The 15,124-nt window shown below is 64.9% G+C and carries 15 protein-coding genes; 6 read left to right on the top strand and 9 right to left on the bottom strand.

From position 1 onward, the window contains the following. The first annotated feature begins 96 nt into the window (after window positions 1-96). The gene (locus RQI28_RS11950) at window positions 97-1,071 is read left to right on the top strand and encodes a tripartite tricarboxylate transporter substrate binding protein (protein WP_311222817.1); all 975 of its coding nucleotides are present in this window, start codon (window positions 97-99) and stop codon (window positions 1,069-1,071) included. An 84-nt stretch (window positions 1,072-1,155) separates the two neighbouring features. After that, entirely contained in the window at window positions 1,156-2,136 is a 981-nt protein-coding gene (locus RQI28_RS11945) for a tripartite tricarboxylate transporter substrate binding protein (protein ID WP_311222816.1), read from the top strand. A 105-nt stretch (window positions 2,137-2,241) separates the two neighbouring features. On the opposite strand, the gene RQI28_RS11940 is transcribed toward RQI28_RS11945, so the two are convergent. The 3 genes from RQI28_RS11940 to RQI28_RS11930 form a co-directional block, all read right to left on the bottom strand. Continuing rightward, window positions 2,242-3,549: an HDOD domain-containing protein gene (locus RQI28_RS11940; RefSeq protein ID WP_311222815.1), complete on the bottom strand. Its 1,308-nt coding sequence runs from the start codon at window positions 3,547-3,549 to the stop codon at window positions 2,242-2,244. 127 nt (window positions 3,550-3,676) lie between these two features. Continuing rightward, window positions 3,677-4,948: an HDOD domain-containing protein gene (locus RQI28_RS11935; RefSeq protein ID WP_311222814.1), complete on the bottom strand. Its 1,272-nt coding sequence runs from the start codon at window positions 4,946-4,948 to the stop codon at window positions 3,677-3,679. 149 nt (window positions 4,949-5,097) lie between these two features. Continuing rightward, window positions 5,098-5,901 carry a ferritin-like domain-containing protein gene (locus RQI28_RS11930; protein ID WP_311222813.1) on the bottom strand — a complete coding sequence of 268 codons (804 nt, stop codon included), beginning with the start codon at window positions 5,899-5,901 and terminating at the stop codon, window positions 5,098-5,100. 46 nt (window positions 5,902-5,947) lie between these two features. On the opposite strand from RQI28_RS11930, the gene RQI28_RS11925 reads away from it, so the two are divergent. Both RQI28_RS11925 and RQI28_RS11920 read left to right on the top strand, forming a co-directional pair. Continuing rightward, on the top strand, window positions 5,948-6,472 hold the full coding sequence (locus RQI28_RS11925) for a gamma carbonic anhydrase family protein (protein WP_311222812.1): 525 nt from the start codon (window positions 5,948-5,950) through the stop codon (window positions 6,470-6,472). An 88-nt stretch (window positions 6,473-6,560) separates the two neighbouring features. Continuing rightward, the gene (locus tag RQI28_RS11920) at window positions 6,561-7,550 is read left to right on the top strand and encodes an Hsp33 family molecular chaperone HslO (protein ID WP_311222811.1); all 990 of its coding nucleotides are present in this window, start codon (window positions 6,561-6,563) and stop codon (window positions 7,548-7,550) included. A 167-nt stretch (window positions 7,551-7,717) separates the two neighbouring features. Here RQI28_RS11920 and RQI28_RS11915 read toward each other — a convergent pair whose 3' ends face one another. From RQI28_RS11915 to RQI28_RS11890, 6 genes are all read right to left on the bottom strand, one after another. Further along, on the bottom strand, window positions 7,718-8,260 hold the full coding sequence (locus tag RQI28_RS11915; protein ID WP_311222810.1) for a hypothetical protein: 543 nt from the start codon (window positions 8,258-8,260) through the stop codon (window positions 7,718-7,720). A gap of 23 nt (window positions 8,261-8,283) precedes the next feature. Continuing rightward, window positions 8,284-8,568, bottom strand: coding sequence for a septum formation initiator family protein (locus RQI28_RS11910; protein WP_311222809.1), 285 nt, complete (start codon window positions 8,566-8,568; stop codon window positions 8,284-8,286). Window positions 8,569-8,703: 135 nt separating this feature from the next. Then, the gene (gene eno, locus RQI28_RS11905; RefSeq protein ID WP_311222808.1) at window positions 8,704-9,990 is read right to left on the bottom strand and encodes a phosphopyruvate hydratase; all 1,287 of its coding nucleotides are present in this window, start codon (window positions 9,988-9,990) and stop codon (window positions 8,704-8,706) included. Between the two features lie 113 nt (window positions 9,991-10,103). Further along, on the bottom strand, window positions 10,104-10,394 hold the full coding sequence (locus RQI28_RS11900) for a DUF1330 domain-containing protein (protein WP_311222807.1): 291 nt from the start codon (window positions 10,392-10,394) through the stop codon (window positions 10,104-10,106). Between the two features lie 43 nt (window positions 10,395-10,437). Further along, window positions 10,438-11,295, bottom strand: a complete 858-nt coding sequence (kdsA, locus tag RQI28_RS11895; RefSeq protein ID WP_311222806.1) for a 3-deoxy-8-phosphooctulonate synthase — start codon at window positions 11,293-11,295, stop codon at window positions 10,438-10,440. Window positions 11,296-11,315: 20 nt separating this feature from the next. Next, complete coding sequence (locus RQI28_RS11890) at window positions 11,316-13,004, bottom strand: CTP synthase (RefSeq protein ID WP_311222805.1); 1,689 nt, start codon at window positions 13,002-13,004, stop codon at window positions 11,316-11,318. 104 nt (window positions 13,005-13,108) lie between these two features. On the opposite strand from RQI28_RS11890, the gene coaBC reads away from it, so the two are divergent. Then, window positions 13,109-14,329 (top strand): bifunctional phosphopantothenoylcysteine decarboxylase/phosphopantothenate--cysteine ligase CoaBC, encoded by a 1,221-nt coding sequence (gene coaBC / locus RQI28_RS11885; RefSeq protein ID WP_311222804.1) that lies wholly within the window; start codon window positions 13,109-13,111, stop codon window positions 14,327-14,329. A 293-nt stretch (window positions 14,330-14,622) separates the two neighbouring features. Beyond that, a complete protein-coding gene (gene dut, locus RQI28_RS11880; RefSeq protein ID WP_311222803.1) occupies window positions 14,623-15,072 on the top strand; it encodes a dUTP diphosphatase in 450 nt (149 codons plus the stop codon). The last annotated feature ends 52 nt before the right edge of the window (window positions 15,073-15,124 follow it).

The following is a 15,124-nucleotide window of genomic DNA, read 5'->3' as shown; positions in this document are numbered from 1 at the left end:
TGCCACCCGCGTGGGCGGCGGCGCAGCTTGTCGATAATCCGTCAGTCGCCATGAGGCGCGCCAGACCTATACCTACATCTCGGAGACCTTCACACCATGTCCACATTCAAGCACTGGGCCGGCGCATGCGCGCTGGCGCTTCTGTCCACCGCCGCCATGGCCCAGGCCTGGCCGTCGGCCAAGCCCATCCGCCTGATCGTGGGCTACCCGCCCGGCGGCGGCATCGACTTTGCGGCGCGCACGGTGCAGATGCCGCTGCAGCAGGCGCTGGGCCAGCAGATCGTGATGGACTACAAGCCCGGTGCGGGCGGCATGATCGCCGCGACCGAGCTGACCCGCGCAGCGCCCGACGGCTACACCTTGCTGCTGGCCAACACCGGCCCCTTCGCCATCGCGCCGTACCTGCAGAAAAAAATGCCGTACGACCCGGTGCGGCAGTTCACCTACATCGGCCAGATCAGCCAGGGCAGCTACATCGCCGTCACCCGGCCCGACCATCCGGCCAAGGACCTTCGCGCCTGGGTGGAATGGGCGCGCGCGAATGCCGGCGAAGCCAACTTTGCCTCGGGCGGGGCAGGCACTTCCACGCACCTGAACGGCGAGCTGATGAACCAGGCCACCGGCATGAACGTGACCCACGTGCCCTACAAAGGCAGCGCGCCTGCCATCCAGGACCTGATCGGCGGGCAGACGCAGTTGCTGATCGACGCAGGGCCGGTGCTGCTGCCGCAGATCCGGGGCGGCAAGCTGCGCGCCCTGGCGGTGACCGGGCCGCAGCGCGACCCGCTGCTGCCTGACGTGCCCACGGTGCGCGAGCTGGGCCTGGGTGCCATGGAGTCGGTCGGCTTCCAAGGCCTGGTGGGCCCCGCCGGCATGCCGCGCGAAGTGACCGAGCGGCTGGCGCAGGAACTGGCCCGCGTGCTGGCGCAACCTGAGATCCAAGCCAAGTTCGTCGCCGCGGGCGCGCAGGTGCATTCGCTGGGCTCCGCCGACTTCGCGGCCTTCGTGAAGGGCGACAACGAGAAATGGGCGCGCCTGATTCGCGATCGCAAGCTGCAGCTGAACGATTGACCCCCCGACTGACTGAATGGGTGATGCTGCTCAGTCCTGTTTTTTCTTCGTTCTTTTCTTTTTTCTGACCTTTTTAGGCTTCTCATGTCACGCATCCACCGGCGCCTGGCGCTCTGCATCTCCGGCCTGCTGGCCGCTGTTCCTTTGACTGCCCTGGCGCAGCCCGCTTGGCCTTCCAAGCCGATCCGCATCATCGTGGCGTACCCGGCGGGCGGGGTGAGCGACGTGGTGGCGCGCTCCCTGGGCGACAAGCTCTCGGCCCAGCTGGACACGCCGGTGGTGGTGGAAAACAAGGCCGGCGCGGGCGGCAGCATCGGCATGGATGCGGTGGCCAAGGCCGCGCCCGACGGCTACACGCTGGGCTTTTCGGCGATCAGTCCGCTGGTGCTGAACCCGCACCTGGGCAAGTCGCCGTTCGATCCGGTGCGCGACATCGCACCGGTGGCCAGCGTCATGTATTCACCGGTGCTGCTGGTCGGCACATCGGCCACGGCCGCCAAGGACTTCCGGCAACTGATCGCCGGAGCCAAGGCGCGGCCGGGCGAGGTGCGCTGGGCGACGTCCGGGCTGGCATCGCTGGGTCACATCATGCTCGAGCAGATCATGCTGGCCAGCCAGGTGCAGATCACGCACGTGCCCTACAAGGGCGGCGGCCAGCAGCTCAACGACGCGCTCAGCGGGCAGTTCGAGGTGCTGTCGACCAATGCCGGCCCGGCCGTGATGCAGCAGATGAAGGCCGGCAAGCTGCACCCGCTGGCCGTGGGAGCGCCCAAGCGGCTGGGCACCTTGCCCGATGTGCCCACGCTGGCCGAGCTGGGCCTTCCCGCCGCCAACCTCACGTCGCTCTTCGGCGTCTTCGCGCCGGCGCAGACGCCTGCCGCAGTGCTGGATCGGCTCAATGCCGAGATCAACAAGGCGCTGGCGCAGCCCGACATGCAGGCCCGGCTGGATGCATCGGACAACGTAGCGACAGGCGGCAAGGCGGCGGATTTCGCCCGTCAGATCGCGGCAGAGTCGGAGAGCAACCTGAAGGTCATCCGAGCCGCGAACATCCGGGCGCAGTGACACGGACTAATGAGAGCCAAATAGGCCTCCAGCGCCCTACCCATAAGCGCTGGTAGCTCATTTATTGATAGTAAAACGGCGCCGCAGGTGGTGGGCGCCGCTTCTTCAGTCCGCGTTCAGGCTTTCCGCCCAGGTCAGCGCCTGCAAGTGCGCCCAATTGACCTGCCGGTTGGACAGGTGCAGCGCTTCGGCCGCGCGGGCGAAGGCCACGTCGTCGCCGCTTTCGCAGGCCTTGGTGAGTTCCAGGAACGGGGCGAAGACGCCCGTGCCGTGCAGCAGCGCATCGATCACCGGCTGGGGCAGCGCCACCGATTCCAGCGCCTTATCCAGCGGTACGCCCAGCATGGTGTCCAGCAGCGAGAAGACGCCCACGACGAACGCGTTGTCGCATTCTTCCGGCGGCAGCAGCTCGGCGGCCAGCAGCTCCATCAACCGGCCACGCACCACGGCGGTTTGGCCCACGGCCGGCGGCGAGCCGCCCGCGCGCGAGGTCGTCATCAGCAAGGCAGCCCAGCGGAACAGTTTTTTCAGGCCCAGGATCATCACCGCGTGGCGGAACGACGTGACCTCGCACGACAGACCGAAGCCCGACGAATTGATAAACCGCAGCAGGTTGAAAGACAGCGTCGGGTCTTTCTTGAGCAGGTCTTCGATCTCCGCCGTGGAGGCCTGGCGGCGCACCAGGTTGATCAGCTGGATGATGGTGGCCTGCGACGGGCGAATGGTCTGCGCCTTGACCAGCGAGGGATGGGCGAACCAGTAACCCTGAAAGAGCTTCACGCCCAGGGCCGACATGCGTTCGTGCTGCTCGGCCGTTTCCACCTTTTCGGCGACCAGTGTGGCCTGGCTGTTGGCGCGGGCGAACTTCACCAGCGGCTCGGCCAGCTCGGGCCGGAAGGCCAGCATGTCGAGCTTGATGAAGGCGGCCAGCGGCAGCCACCGCGCATAGGCGCGGCGCAGCACATGCTGGCTGAATGCCAGCCTAAAGCCCCGGGCACGCAGCCCTTCCAGCGCCGGAATGCGGCCTTCGATCTCTTCGGCGGTGGCGGTCTCGTCCAGAGTGGGCACTTCCAGCACCACCTTTTCAGGGTGGATCAGCTCCAGGTGGCCGCCGGCCAGGCTTTCGTGGGTGCAGTTGATGAACACCGTCTTCTTGCCCACCAGCGCGTCCGTTCCTGCATACGACAGGGCGTTGAACAGCAGCGCGGCATCGCTGGCAGCGGTGTGGGCGTCGGCTGCGGTGGATCGGTCGAACAGCTCATAGCCGAACACCTTGCGGCTTTCGTCCAGGATGGCCTGGCGGGCAATGATGATGTGTTGGTCAGCGTCGTCCGCAGGTGTGCCGGCGGGCTCCAAGCCTTGCGGCTGGGTGGGCTGAAAGTCCGGTGAGTGGGAATCGGAGGGGCTCGACATGGCGAATGGCACTGGCTGGTGAGAGTGCGTTCATTCTAGGCCGTGTGATCCGCCCATTCGCCGATGCGCCAGCGAGCCCGCCCAGGTATTGAGAGCCGTCGTGTATGTGCTGGGCGCTCTTTTCGGGTCAGTCTGCGACGTGGTCGGCCCAGGCCAGCGCCTGCAAGTGCGCCCAGTTGATCTGCTGGCTCGACAGGCTAAGGCTGTGCGCCGCCTGGTCGAAAGCCATGTCGTCGTGCGATTCGCAGGCCTCGGCCAGCACCAGCAGCTGGCCCAGCGTGCCGCTGCGCTCGAGCAAGGCATCTGCCACCGGCGGCGGCACGTGCAGCAGCCCCACGGCGGAGGCCAGCGGCATGCTCAGCATCACGTCGAGCATCGAAAAAATGCCCACGACGAAAGCCTGGTCGGCTTCTTCGGCGGGCAGGATTTCCAGCGCCAGCAGTTCCATCAAGCGGCCGCGTACGACGGCGGTGTGGCCCACGGCCGAAGGAATGCCGCCGCTGCGCGAAGCCGTCAGCAAAAGCGCCGCCCAGCGAAACAGCTTTTTCAGGCCCATCAGCATGACGGCCTGGCGGAACGACGTGATCTCGCGTGCCAGCCCAAAGCCGGTCGAGTTGATGAGCCGCATCAGGTTGAAGGCCAGGCCCGCGTCCTTTTTCAGCACTTCTTCGATCTCGTCGGTGCTGGCCTGGTTGCGCACCAGATTGATGAGCTGAATGATGCTGTGCTGCGTGGGGCTGAGCAGCTTGGCCTCGACCAGCGCAGGGCGCGAGAACCAGAAGCCCTGGAATAGCTGCACGCCCTTGCTGGAGGCCATGTCGTACTGCTGGGCGGTTTCCACCTTTTCGGCGATCAGTTCGGCCTTGGACTGGCGGCCGGCGTAGTTGATCAGCACGGCCAGCTGGTCGGGCGCCAGCACCGACAGATCGAGCTTGATGTAGTCGGCCAGCGGCAGCCACGGGGCGTAGGCCGATTCGAGCACCGTGTGGTTGAACGCCAGGTGAAAACCCCGGGCGCGCAACTCCGACAGGATGGGCAGGCGGGTTGTCACTTCTTCGGTCGCCGCATGGCCCAGCGGTGGAATTTCCAGCACCACCTTTTCCGGGTCCACCAGTTCCAGATGGCCGCCGGCCAGGCTTTCATGGGTGCAGTTCACGAAGATCAGCTTTTTGCCGACCAGGTCTTCGGTGCCTGCATGCGACAGCGCGGTGAACACGAGGATGACGTCGCTGGCGGCAGTGTGGTCCACCGGTGCGCGCGAGCGATTGAAGAGTTCGTAGCCGATGACGGCCTGCTGCCCGTTGACGATGGCCTGCCGCGCGATCATCGCGCCGCTGGTGGCACTGGGTGCATCCGTGGACAAGATCGCGTCAGCTACGGGGGACAGGGGTGTGGACATGGGCAAGAAGTTGGAGGGCTGGCTGGCCGCAGCATGGTGCATCAATCGCACGGCCGGGGCTGCGCAAACGCTTCGATGCATTGTAGGAAAGAACGCTGACACGGCCCAGGGCGGGCGCCCGCGGCTTCAATTGCTGGGCGGCACCGGTTTCAGCCGTTTTGCAGCCACTGCATTTCCGTCTCGCTGAAGCCTGCTGCGCGTCGTGCAGCGGCATTGAACGGCGGCTTCAGGCGCGGCGCTTCGTACTGGCGAACGAGCACGCCGTAGTGCGTTTCGGGGTCAAAGCCGTCACGCTCGCATACGAATCGATACCAGTGGTTACCAATCGCCACGTGCCCGATCTCTTCGCGCAGGATGACATCGAGAATCTCCACCGCTGCCAGTGCGTCGGGCGTGCCCACCTGCCGGAGCTTGTTCTGGATCTGCGGCGTGGCGTCCAGGCCGCGGGCCTCCAGCGTGCGGGGCACCAGGGCCATGCGGGCGACGATGTCGTGCGCCGTTTTCTCGCACATCGTCCACAGGCCCTGATGCGCAGGAAAGTCACCGTAGGTGTGGCCCATCGTTTGCAGATGAGCCTGCAGCATGCGGAAGTGGCTGGCCTCTTCGCCGGCCACGCGCAGCCAGTCGCGGTAGAAGGCGTCGGGCATGCCGCCAAAGCGCCAGATCGCATCCAGCGCCAGGTTGATGGCGTTGAACTCGATGTGGGCAATGGCGTGCATCAGCACGGCGCGGCCCTCTGGCGTAGCGGGTGAGCGGCGCGCCATTTCGGTGTGGCGCCGCAGTTCGGGCCGCGCCGGGCGGCCTGGCAGATCGACCTGCTGCGGTACGGAAGGTGTCGTTTCGTTTGCTATTAAAATAGTAGCTACTTGCGCTTGTAGATCAAGCGCTGCAGCCGTTTTTTGTTCAGGGTCTGTGATACACAAGACCTGCAGGGCACGTTGTCGAAGCTCCATCCCTACAATTCTAGGGTTCCACATCCCATCCAAGGCAGGAGACACCATGGCGCTTTACGAACTCGACGGCATGACCCCGCGCGTGGCGGACTCGGCCTGGGTGGCCGACAGCGCCGAGGTGATGGGCAATGTGCAACTGCATGAGGACGCCAGCATCTGGTTCGGCGCCGTGCTGCGCGGCGACAACGAACCCATCACCATCGGTGCGGGCACGAACGTGCAGGACGGCAGCGTGCTGCATGCCGACTTCGGCCAGCCGCTGACGCTGGGCGCGCGCGTGACGGTCGGCCACAAGGTCGTGCTGCACGGTTGCACGGTGGGCGACGAATCGCTGATAGGCATTGGCGCGGTGGTATTGAATGGCGCCAGGATCGGCCGCAACTGTCTGGTGGGCGCGGGGGCGCTGGTCACCGAAGGCAAGGAATTCCCCGATGGCTCGATGATCATCGGCAGCCCCGCCAAAGCGGTACGGCAGCTGACGCCCGAGCAGATCGAAGGCCTGCGCAAGAGCGCGCAGGGCTATGTCGAGAACGCCCGCCGGTTCCGGTCGGGGCTGCATCGCATTGGCTAAACGCCGGTGCGCCGGGCAGGGGGCTTGTGTACCGAAAGGTGCCCGGCTCGCCAGGCCATTTTTCTTTTTTTCTGCAGGAAGTCACAGGGTGTCTGAACTCCACAAGTTTCTCTTCGATGGTCTGCCCGTGCGCGGCATGCTGGTGCGGCTGACCGATGCGTGGACCGACATCCTCGCGCGCCGCGCGGGCAACACCGCGACCGGACCTTACCCCGTGCCGGTGCGCGAACTGCTGGGCGAGATGGCGGCGGCGGCGGTGCTGATGCAGTCCAACATCAAGTTCAATGGCGCGCTGGTGCTGCAGGTGTTCGGCGACGGCCCGGTGAAGCTGGCGGTGGCAGAGGTGCAGTCTGACCTGAGCCTGCGCGCCACGGCGTCGGTGCCGGGGGAGATCGCCGAGTCGGCACGCCTGTCTGACATGGTCAACGTGGGCGGCGGTGGCCGCTGCGCCATCACGCTCGACCCCAAGGACCGCCTGCCCGGCCGCCAGCCCTACCAGGGCGTGGTGCCGCTGCACGGCGACCAGCAGGAAAAGCTCGACAAGCTCAGCGACGTACTTCAGCACTACATGCTGCAGTCCGAGCAGCTGGACACCACGCTGGTTCTGGCCGCCGACGACAAGGTAGCGGCGGGCCTGCTGATCCAGCGCATGCCGATCAAAGGCGAGGGCAACCTGGCCGGCGAGCTGAGCCACCGCGAGAACGAAGACCAGATCGGCCACAACGAGGACTACAACCGCATCGCCACGCTGGCCTCCAGCCTGACGCGCGAAGAGCTGCTGTCGCTGGACGCGGACACCATCCTGCGCCGCCTTTTCTGGGACGAGAAGCTGCTGCGCTTTACTCCGCAACAGGGCGAGGAAGGCCCCCGTTTTGCCTGCACCTGCAGCCGCGAGCGCGTGAGCAGCATGCTGCGCAGCCTGGGCCAGCAAGAGATCGAAAGCATCCTGGCCGAGCGCGACGATATCGAAGTGGGCTGCGAATATTGCGGCCAGCAATACCGCTTTGATGCGGTGGATGCAGCGCAGATCTTTACCGGCGTGGTGCAACTGCAGCCGGGCACCGACGCCGTGCAGTAGTCGTCGACGGGCGGCCGCTGATGACCACCAGAGGCTGCCAAGTGTAAATCTGAATGAAATCGGCCTCTAGCGCTTATTGGATAAGCGCTGATGGCTATTGAAATAATAGCAATTCGGGCGGCGATCGAACACGGCTGGCAGCGACTGACTGCTGCGTGCGGCTGGGCTCAGTGGGACGCCAGCAGACGCTGGAAGAGCAGGCGCTCGCATTCCGGATCACTGCACTTTTCGCAGCCGTAAGCGCGCAGATGTGCGGGCCGGTCGTCGGCGTCCCGCACGGCGGATGGCCGTTGCGATTGCGTGCCGCCTGTCATGCCACGGCCAGCCAAGGCCTGGATTGCTTCGCAGGCCTGGCGCCGGCGTGCTGGCAAGTCGCCGTACAGCACCTGGTAGGCCACGGGGGCCGTGTGCAAGGCGCTGCGCAGGCGCGCATGCAGAGCCTCAGCTTCGGCGTCGCCGGGGTAGAGATGCGACGCCGTTTCGAGTCCGCACAGCAGCGTCAGTTGGTAGGTCGCAGCATGCTGGCGCGGCACGTCTGAGATCTGGTCCGCCGGTGCTGCCGCCTGGCGCATCTCGTCCATCAAGGGTGGGTGGCTGTCTGCGAACCACGTCTCGCCCGATATTGAGCGGCCGAGCTCTGACGCGTGGATGGCCTGGGCCAGTGCCAGCGCTTCATCCGCATGGGCAGCCAGGAGTGCGATGCGGAGCATGGGTTTGGGCGAGCGCGCGACGGCTACTTGCGCACGCCGGTGATCTGTACGTAGATCTCGTTGGGCTTGACCATGCCCAGTTCGCTGCGCGCTTTTTCTTCGACCATGTCGAGGCCTTCGCGCAGATCGTGCACTTCGGACGCGAGCCGCTCGTTGGCCTGGCGCGCCTGGGTGTTGGCGGCCTTTTGCGCGGCGATTTTGTCCTGCATCTCCTGCACATGGGCGATGCTGCCGCGGCCCGTCCACAGCTGCGCATGCACACCGCCGAGTAGCAGCAGCAGAATGAGCGGAACGATGCGCTGGGTCATACTGCCGCCGCAAGAGCAACGCCAGCACGCACGCACGCCACCGCGCCCCATGCAGGAGCGCGGCGCCGGGCAGAGTGCCCGGTAGCGTCGAAAGCGGTCGCTGGCTCAGCCCACACGGCGCAACGGCTCAATGGCTCAACGCAGGTTGTAGAACGCGTCGCGGCCAGGGTAGTGCGCGATGTCGCCCAGGTCTTCTTCGATGCGCAGCAACTGGTTGTACTTGGCGATGCGGTCGGAGCGGCTCAAGCTGCCGGTCTTGATCTGGCCGGCGTTGGTGCCCACCGCGATGTCGGAAATGGTGGAGTCTTCGGTCTCGCCCGAGCGGTGCGAGATCACGGCGGTGTAGCCAGCGCGCTTGGCCATCTCGATGGCTGCGAACGTTTCCGTCAGCGTGCCGATCTGGTTGATCTTGATGAGGATCGAATTGGCGATGCCCTTGTCGATGCCTTCCTTCAGGATCTTCGTGTTGGTGACGAACAGGTCGTCGCCCACCAGCTGCACGTTCTTGCCCAGGCGCTCGGTCAGGATCTTCCAGCCTTCCCAGTCGCCTTCGTGCATGCCGTCTTCGATTGAGATGATGGGGTACTTGTCGACCCAGGCCGCCAGCATGTCGGTCCATTGCTGGGCCGTGAGCTTGATGCCGCCTTCGCCTTCCAGCACATAGTGGCCGTCCTTGTAGAACTCGCTGGCGGCGCAGTCCAGCCCCAGGGCGATCTGCTCGCCCGCCGTGTAGCCGGCGGCGTCGATGGCCTGCAGGATCAGCTGGATGGCTGCTTCGTGGTTCTCGACGCTGGGCGCAAAGCCGCCTTCGTCGCCCACGGCCGTGCTGATGCCCTTGTCGTGCAGGATCTTTTTGAGCGCATGGAACACCTCGGCACCCCAGCGCAGGGCTTCGCGAAAGCTCGGGGCGCCCACGGGGATGATCATGAACTCTTGCAGGTCGAGGCTGTTGTTGGCGTGTGCGCCACCGTTGATGACGTTCATCATCGGCACGGGCAATTGCACGCTGCCCATGCCGCCCAGGTAGCGGTACAGGGGCAAGCCGGATTCCTCGGCGGCAGCGCGGGCCACGGCCATGGACACGGCCAGCATGGCGTTGGCGCCCAGGCGGCCCTTGTTGTCGGTACCGTCCAGGTCGATCAGGGTCTTGTCCAGGAAGGCCTGCTCAGAGGCATCCAGGCCCAGCACGGCTTCACTGATCTCGGTATTGATGTGCTCGACGGCCTTGAGCACGCCCTTGCCCAGGTAGCGGCTCTTGTCGCCGTCACGCAGTTCGATGGCCTCGCGGCTGCCGGTGGAGGCGCCCGAGGGCACGGCGGCGCGGCCCATCACGCCCGATTCGAGCAGCACGTCGCATTCGACAGTGGGGTTGCCACGGCTGTCCAGCACTTCGCGGCCGACGATGTCAACAATCGCACTCATGGGTTTCCTTCAGGGAAGTTTCAAATCGGGGGTGGCTGGGCGGCTCGCAAACGAAATCGGCCTCCAGCGCTTGATGTGTATGCGCGAGCAGCTATCAATTACGAAGCGCGAGTTTAAACGCCCTCGATGCACGCCATACGCATCACTGCAGCGCCTTCACGCGCGTCCTTGGCTTTTTGGTACTCGGGCGTGTCGTAGAACGCCTGCGCGGCCTCGAAGCTCGGAAACTTCAGCAGCACCACACGGCCGGGGTTCCAGTCGCCCTCCAGCACTTCGACCTTGCCTCCGCGGATGCACACCTCGGCCCCGTGCACCTGCATGGCGTGCGTGCTCCACTTCTTGTACTCCTCGTACTGCACGGGATCGGTGACGGTAACGCTGGCGATGACATATCCACTGGGCATGGTGCTGGGCTCGTTCTGTGTCGTTCGTTCAAGGTGACAAAAATCAGGCGTTGAAGTCGTCTTCGAGAAAACCGTTCTTCTTGGTGACGGTGTCCAATGCCACCAGGTTTTCCAGCAGCGCCTTCATGTGTTTGAGCGGCACGGCGTTCGGGCCGTCCGACCAGGCCTCTGCCGGCCGGGGGTGGGTTTCCATGAAAAGTCCTGCCACGCCCACGGCCACGCCGGCGCGTGCCAGCACAGGCACCATCTCACGAGCGCCGCCGCTCACCGTGCCCTGGCCGCCTGGCTTTTGCACCGAATGGGTCACGTCGAACACCACTGGCGCGCCCGACTTGCGCATCTCGGCCAGGCTGGTCATGTCGGCCACCAGGTTGTTGTAGCCAAAGCTCACACCGCGCTCGCAGGCCAGGAAGCGGTCTTGCGACAGCCCCGCCTCCAGGGCGGCATCGCGGGCCTTGTCGATCACGTTCTTCATGTCCCAAGGTGCCAGGAACTGGCCCTTCTTGATGTTGACCGGCTTGCCCGATTGCGCCACGGCACGGATGAAGTCGGTTTGGCGGCACAGGAAGGCGGGCGTTTGCAGCACGTCGACCACGCTGGCCACTTCTGCGACGTGGGACGCGTCGTGCACGTCGGTCAGGATGGGCAGCTGCAACTGGCGGCGTACTTCGTCCAGGATCTTCAGTCCAGCCTCCAGCCCCACACCGCGCTTGCTGGAGCCGGACGAGCGGTTGGCCTTGTCGAACGAACCCTTGTAGATCAGCGGAATGCCGAGCTGCTCGCAAATTTCCTTGAGTTGCCCGGCGACGTCCAGCGACATCTGCTGGCCTTCAATGGAGCAGGTGCCTGCGATCAGGAAGAAGCGTTGGTCGAGTCCAACGTTGAAACCGCACAGTTGCATGGCTTGTGTCTCCGGCGGGTTCAGGCTGCCGCTGCGGCAGTGGCCGATGCGAGCGCCGGTGCGCGCGCGGCCTGGTGTTCGACGGCCGCCTTGATGAAAGCGTTGAAGAGTGGGTGGCCGTTCCAGGGCGTGGACTTGAATTCCGGATGGAACTGCACGCCGATGTACCAGGGGTGCACGCTTTGCGGCAGCTCGACGATCTCGGTGAGCTGTTCGCGCTGCGTCAGCGCGGAGATCACCAAGCCGGCCTGGCGCAGCTGGTCCAGGTAGTTCACGTTGGCTTCGTAGCGGTGGCGATGGCGTTCCGTCACCACGTTGCCGTAGATCTGGTGGGCCAGCGTGCCCGGGGCCACGTCGGAGCTTTGTGCGCCCAGGCGCATGGTGCCGCCCAGGTCCGAGTTGGCATCGCGCTTCTTGATCGTGCCGTCCTCGTCCTTCCACTCGGTGATCAAGGCGATCACGGGGTGGGGCGTGGCAGCTTCGAATTCGGTGCTGTTGGCGTCTTTCAGACCGGCCACGTGGCGTGCGTATTCGATGGTGGCGACCTGCATGCCCAGGCAGATGCCGAGGTAAGGCACCTTGTGTTCGCGGGCGAACTTGGCGGTGCAGATCTTGCCTTCCACGCCGCGCGCGCCAAAGCCGCCGGGCACCAGGATGGCGTCGTACTTGGCCAGCTTGGCATCCGCTTCTGCCGTGCCGATGGTCTCGGAATCGACGTGCTCGATCTTCACGCGCACATGGTTCTTCATGCCGGCATGGCGCAGCGCCTCGTTCACGGACTTGTAGCTGTCGGACAGATCGACGTACTTGCCGACCATGGCGATGGTGACCTCACCCTGCGGGTGTTCGGTCTCGTACACCAACTGGTCCCAGCGCTTCAAGCTGGTGGGCGGCGTGTTCAGGCGCAGCTTGTCGCAGATCAGGCCGTCCAGGCCCTGTTCATGCAGCATGCGGGGCACCTTGTAGATAGTGTCCACGTCCCACATGCTGATCACGCCCCATTCGGGCACGTTGGTGAAGAGCGAGATTTTCTCGCGCTCTTCGTCGGGAATGCGGCGGTCGGCGCGGCACAGCAGTGCGTCGGGCTGAATGCCGATCTTGCGCAGTTCCTGCACGGTGTGCTGGGTGGGCTTGGTCTTGAGCTCGCCCGCTGCCGCAATGAAGGGCAGGTAGGTCAGATGCACGAAGGCGGCGTTGTTGGGCCCCAATTTGAGGCTCAGCTGGCGCACGGCTTCCAGAAAGGGCAGCGATTCGATGTCGCCTACGGTGCCGCCGATTTCGACGATGGCGACGTCCACCGCGTCGGTGGTACCGATGCCGGCGCCGCGCTTGACGTATTCCTGGATCTCGTTGGTGACGTGCGGGATCACCTGCACGGTCTTGCCGAGGTAGTCGCCACGGCGTTCCTTCTCCAGCACGGATTGGTAGATGCGGCCCGTGGTGAAGTTGTTGGTCTTTTTCATGCGCGTTTCGATGAAACGCTCATAGTGGCCAAGATCAAGGTCGGTTTCGGCGCCGTCGTCGGTGACGAACACCTCACCGTGCTGGAACGGGGACATGGTGCCCGGATCCACGTTGATGTACGGGTCGAGCTTGATGAGAGTGACTTTGAGGCCCCGCGATTCGAGGATCGCGGCAAGGGAGGCTGAGGCGATTCCCTTGCCCAGGGAAGACACCACACCGCCGGTGACGAAGACAAATTTGGTCATGTCTTTTTTGGTGGTGGGAAATCGGGATTATAGAGGGCACCCCGGCCGGGCCTGCCGGCCCCGCAGCCTGCGTGCACTGCACCCGTCTGCTAAATTCCTCTCTTATGAATGAGCTTGCTGGCAAACACATCGTCCTCGGCCTGAGTGGGGGCGTGGCCTGTTACAAGGCGGCTGAACTGAGCCGGCTGCTGATCAAGGCCGGTGCGACTGTCCAGGTAGTGATGACCGAAGCCGCCGGCCAGTTCATCACGCCCGTGACGATGCAGGCGCTGACCGGTCGGCCGGTCTACTGCTCGCAGTGGGATGCGCGCGAGCCCAACAACATGCCGCACATCAACCTGAGCCGCGAGGCCGACGCGATCCTCATCGCGCCGTGCAGCGCCGATTTCATCGCGCGCCTGGTGCAGGGCCGGGCCGACGAATTGCTGAGCCTGCTGTGCCTGGCGCGGCCTACCGATCGTGTTCCACTGCTGCTGGCGCCAGCCATGAACCGTGAGATGTGGGCGCACCCTGCCACTCAGCGCAACCTGGCGCAGGTGGCAGCCGATGGCGCCACGGTACTGGGGGTGGGCTCGGGCGAGCAGGCTTGTGGCGAAACAGGCGACGGGCGCATGCTGGAGCCGGCCGAGATCATGGAAGAGCTGTCAGCTGCTTTCGCCCCCAAACTGCTGGCAGGTCAGCACGTGCTGGTCACGGCGGGTCCGACCTTCGAGGCCATGGACCCGGTTCGAGGCATCACCAATCGGTCAAGCGGCAAGATGGGTTTTGCGATTGCACGCGCCGCGCGGGAGGCTGGGGCGCAGGTGACACTGGTGGCCGGGCCGGTGCATTTGCCTGTGCCGCGCGGCGTGCGCCGCATATCGGTGCAATCCGCACAGGAAATGCTCGATGCCGTTGTGGCGCACACATCAGATGCGACTGTTTTCATCGCCACTGCCGCCGTGGCGGACTGGCGTCCGGCCCACGCTGCCGACCAGAAGATCAAGAAAGACGGCACGGGTGCTGTGCCCCCGATGACGTTTGTGGAGAACACCGACATCCTGGCCACGGTGGCGAGGTCTGAGCGCGCGCGTTCCGGCGCGCTGTTCTGTGTCGGTTTTGCTGCGGAGAGCCAGAACCTGCTGGAACACGCCAGTGCCAAGCGCATCCGCAAAGGCGTGCCGCTGCTGGTTGGCAACATCGGGCCGGCCACGTTCGGTCAAGACGACAATGCACTGATATTGATCGACGAGCACGGCCATCGCGCGCTGCCACGCGCCTCCAAGCGCGAACTGGCGGGCAAACTGGTGGCTGACATCGCTCGTCGCCTAACGGCTGCACGCTGACTGATCGTGTGCCTCTCCACTCGTTGTTTTCCACTCGAAAGCTTGCATGTCACTTTCTCCCATGCGTCCCGATGCGGACACGCCTGCAGATGGCGACTTCGCGAGCTATGTCGAACGTCTGACCAGCCAGGCCCACGGCCCCACACCAGGCGCCACGCCGCAGCGTGGCAGCGCGAAGCAATCTGCCCGACGCGTTGCGGCATCGGCCGCGCCAAGATCCCTCTGGCAACGCGTGTGGCATGCGTTGGAGCAGGCGTCCCAAGCATCCCAGTCCAGAAAGTAAAGTGGTTTTTGTGAAGATCGACGTCAAGATTCTCGACCCCCGCATGGCAGAGCAATTGCCGGCCTACGCCACTCCCGGTAGTGCCGGGCTGGACTTGCGCGCCTGCCTCGATGCGCCGCTCACGCTGGAGGCCAATGCCTGGCAGCTGGTGCCCACCGGCATCGCCATCCACCTGCAAGACCCAGGCTACGCAGCGCTGATCCTGCCGCGCTCCGGACTGGGCCACAAGCACGGCATCGTGCTGGGCAACCTCGTGGGTTTGATCGACAGCGACTACCAAGGTCAGTTGATGGTGAGCGCCTGGAATCGCAGCGATACCGCATTCACGTTGCAGCCGATGGAGCGGCTGGCCCAGCTGGTCATCGTTCCGGTGGTTCAGGCGCAGTTCAACGTGGTAGCGGAGTTCGCTGCTCCATCGGAGCGGGGCCAGGGGGGCTACGGCTCTACGGGCAAGCATTAAGTCATAGCCCAGGCGCGCGACGCACAGTCGCGATGCTGACGCGGTTGGCAGT

The sequence above is a fragment of the Acidovorax sp. WCS2018Noco2-16 genome (genome assembly GCF_031843945.1).
Lineage (GTDB): Bacteria > Pseudomonadota > Gammaproteobacteria > Burkholderiales > Burkholderiaceae_C > Paracidovorax.
This window is presented reverse-complemented; position numbering and strand designations above follow the sequence as displayed.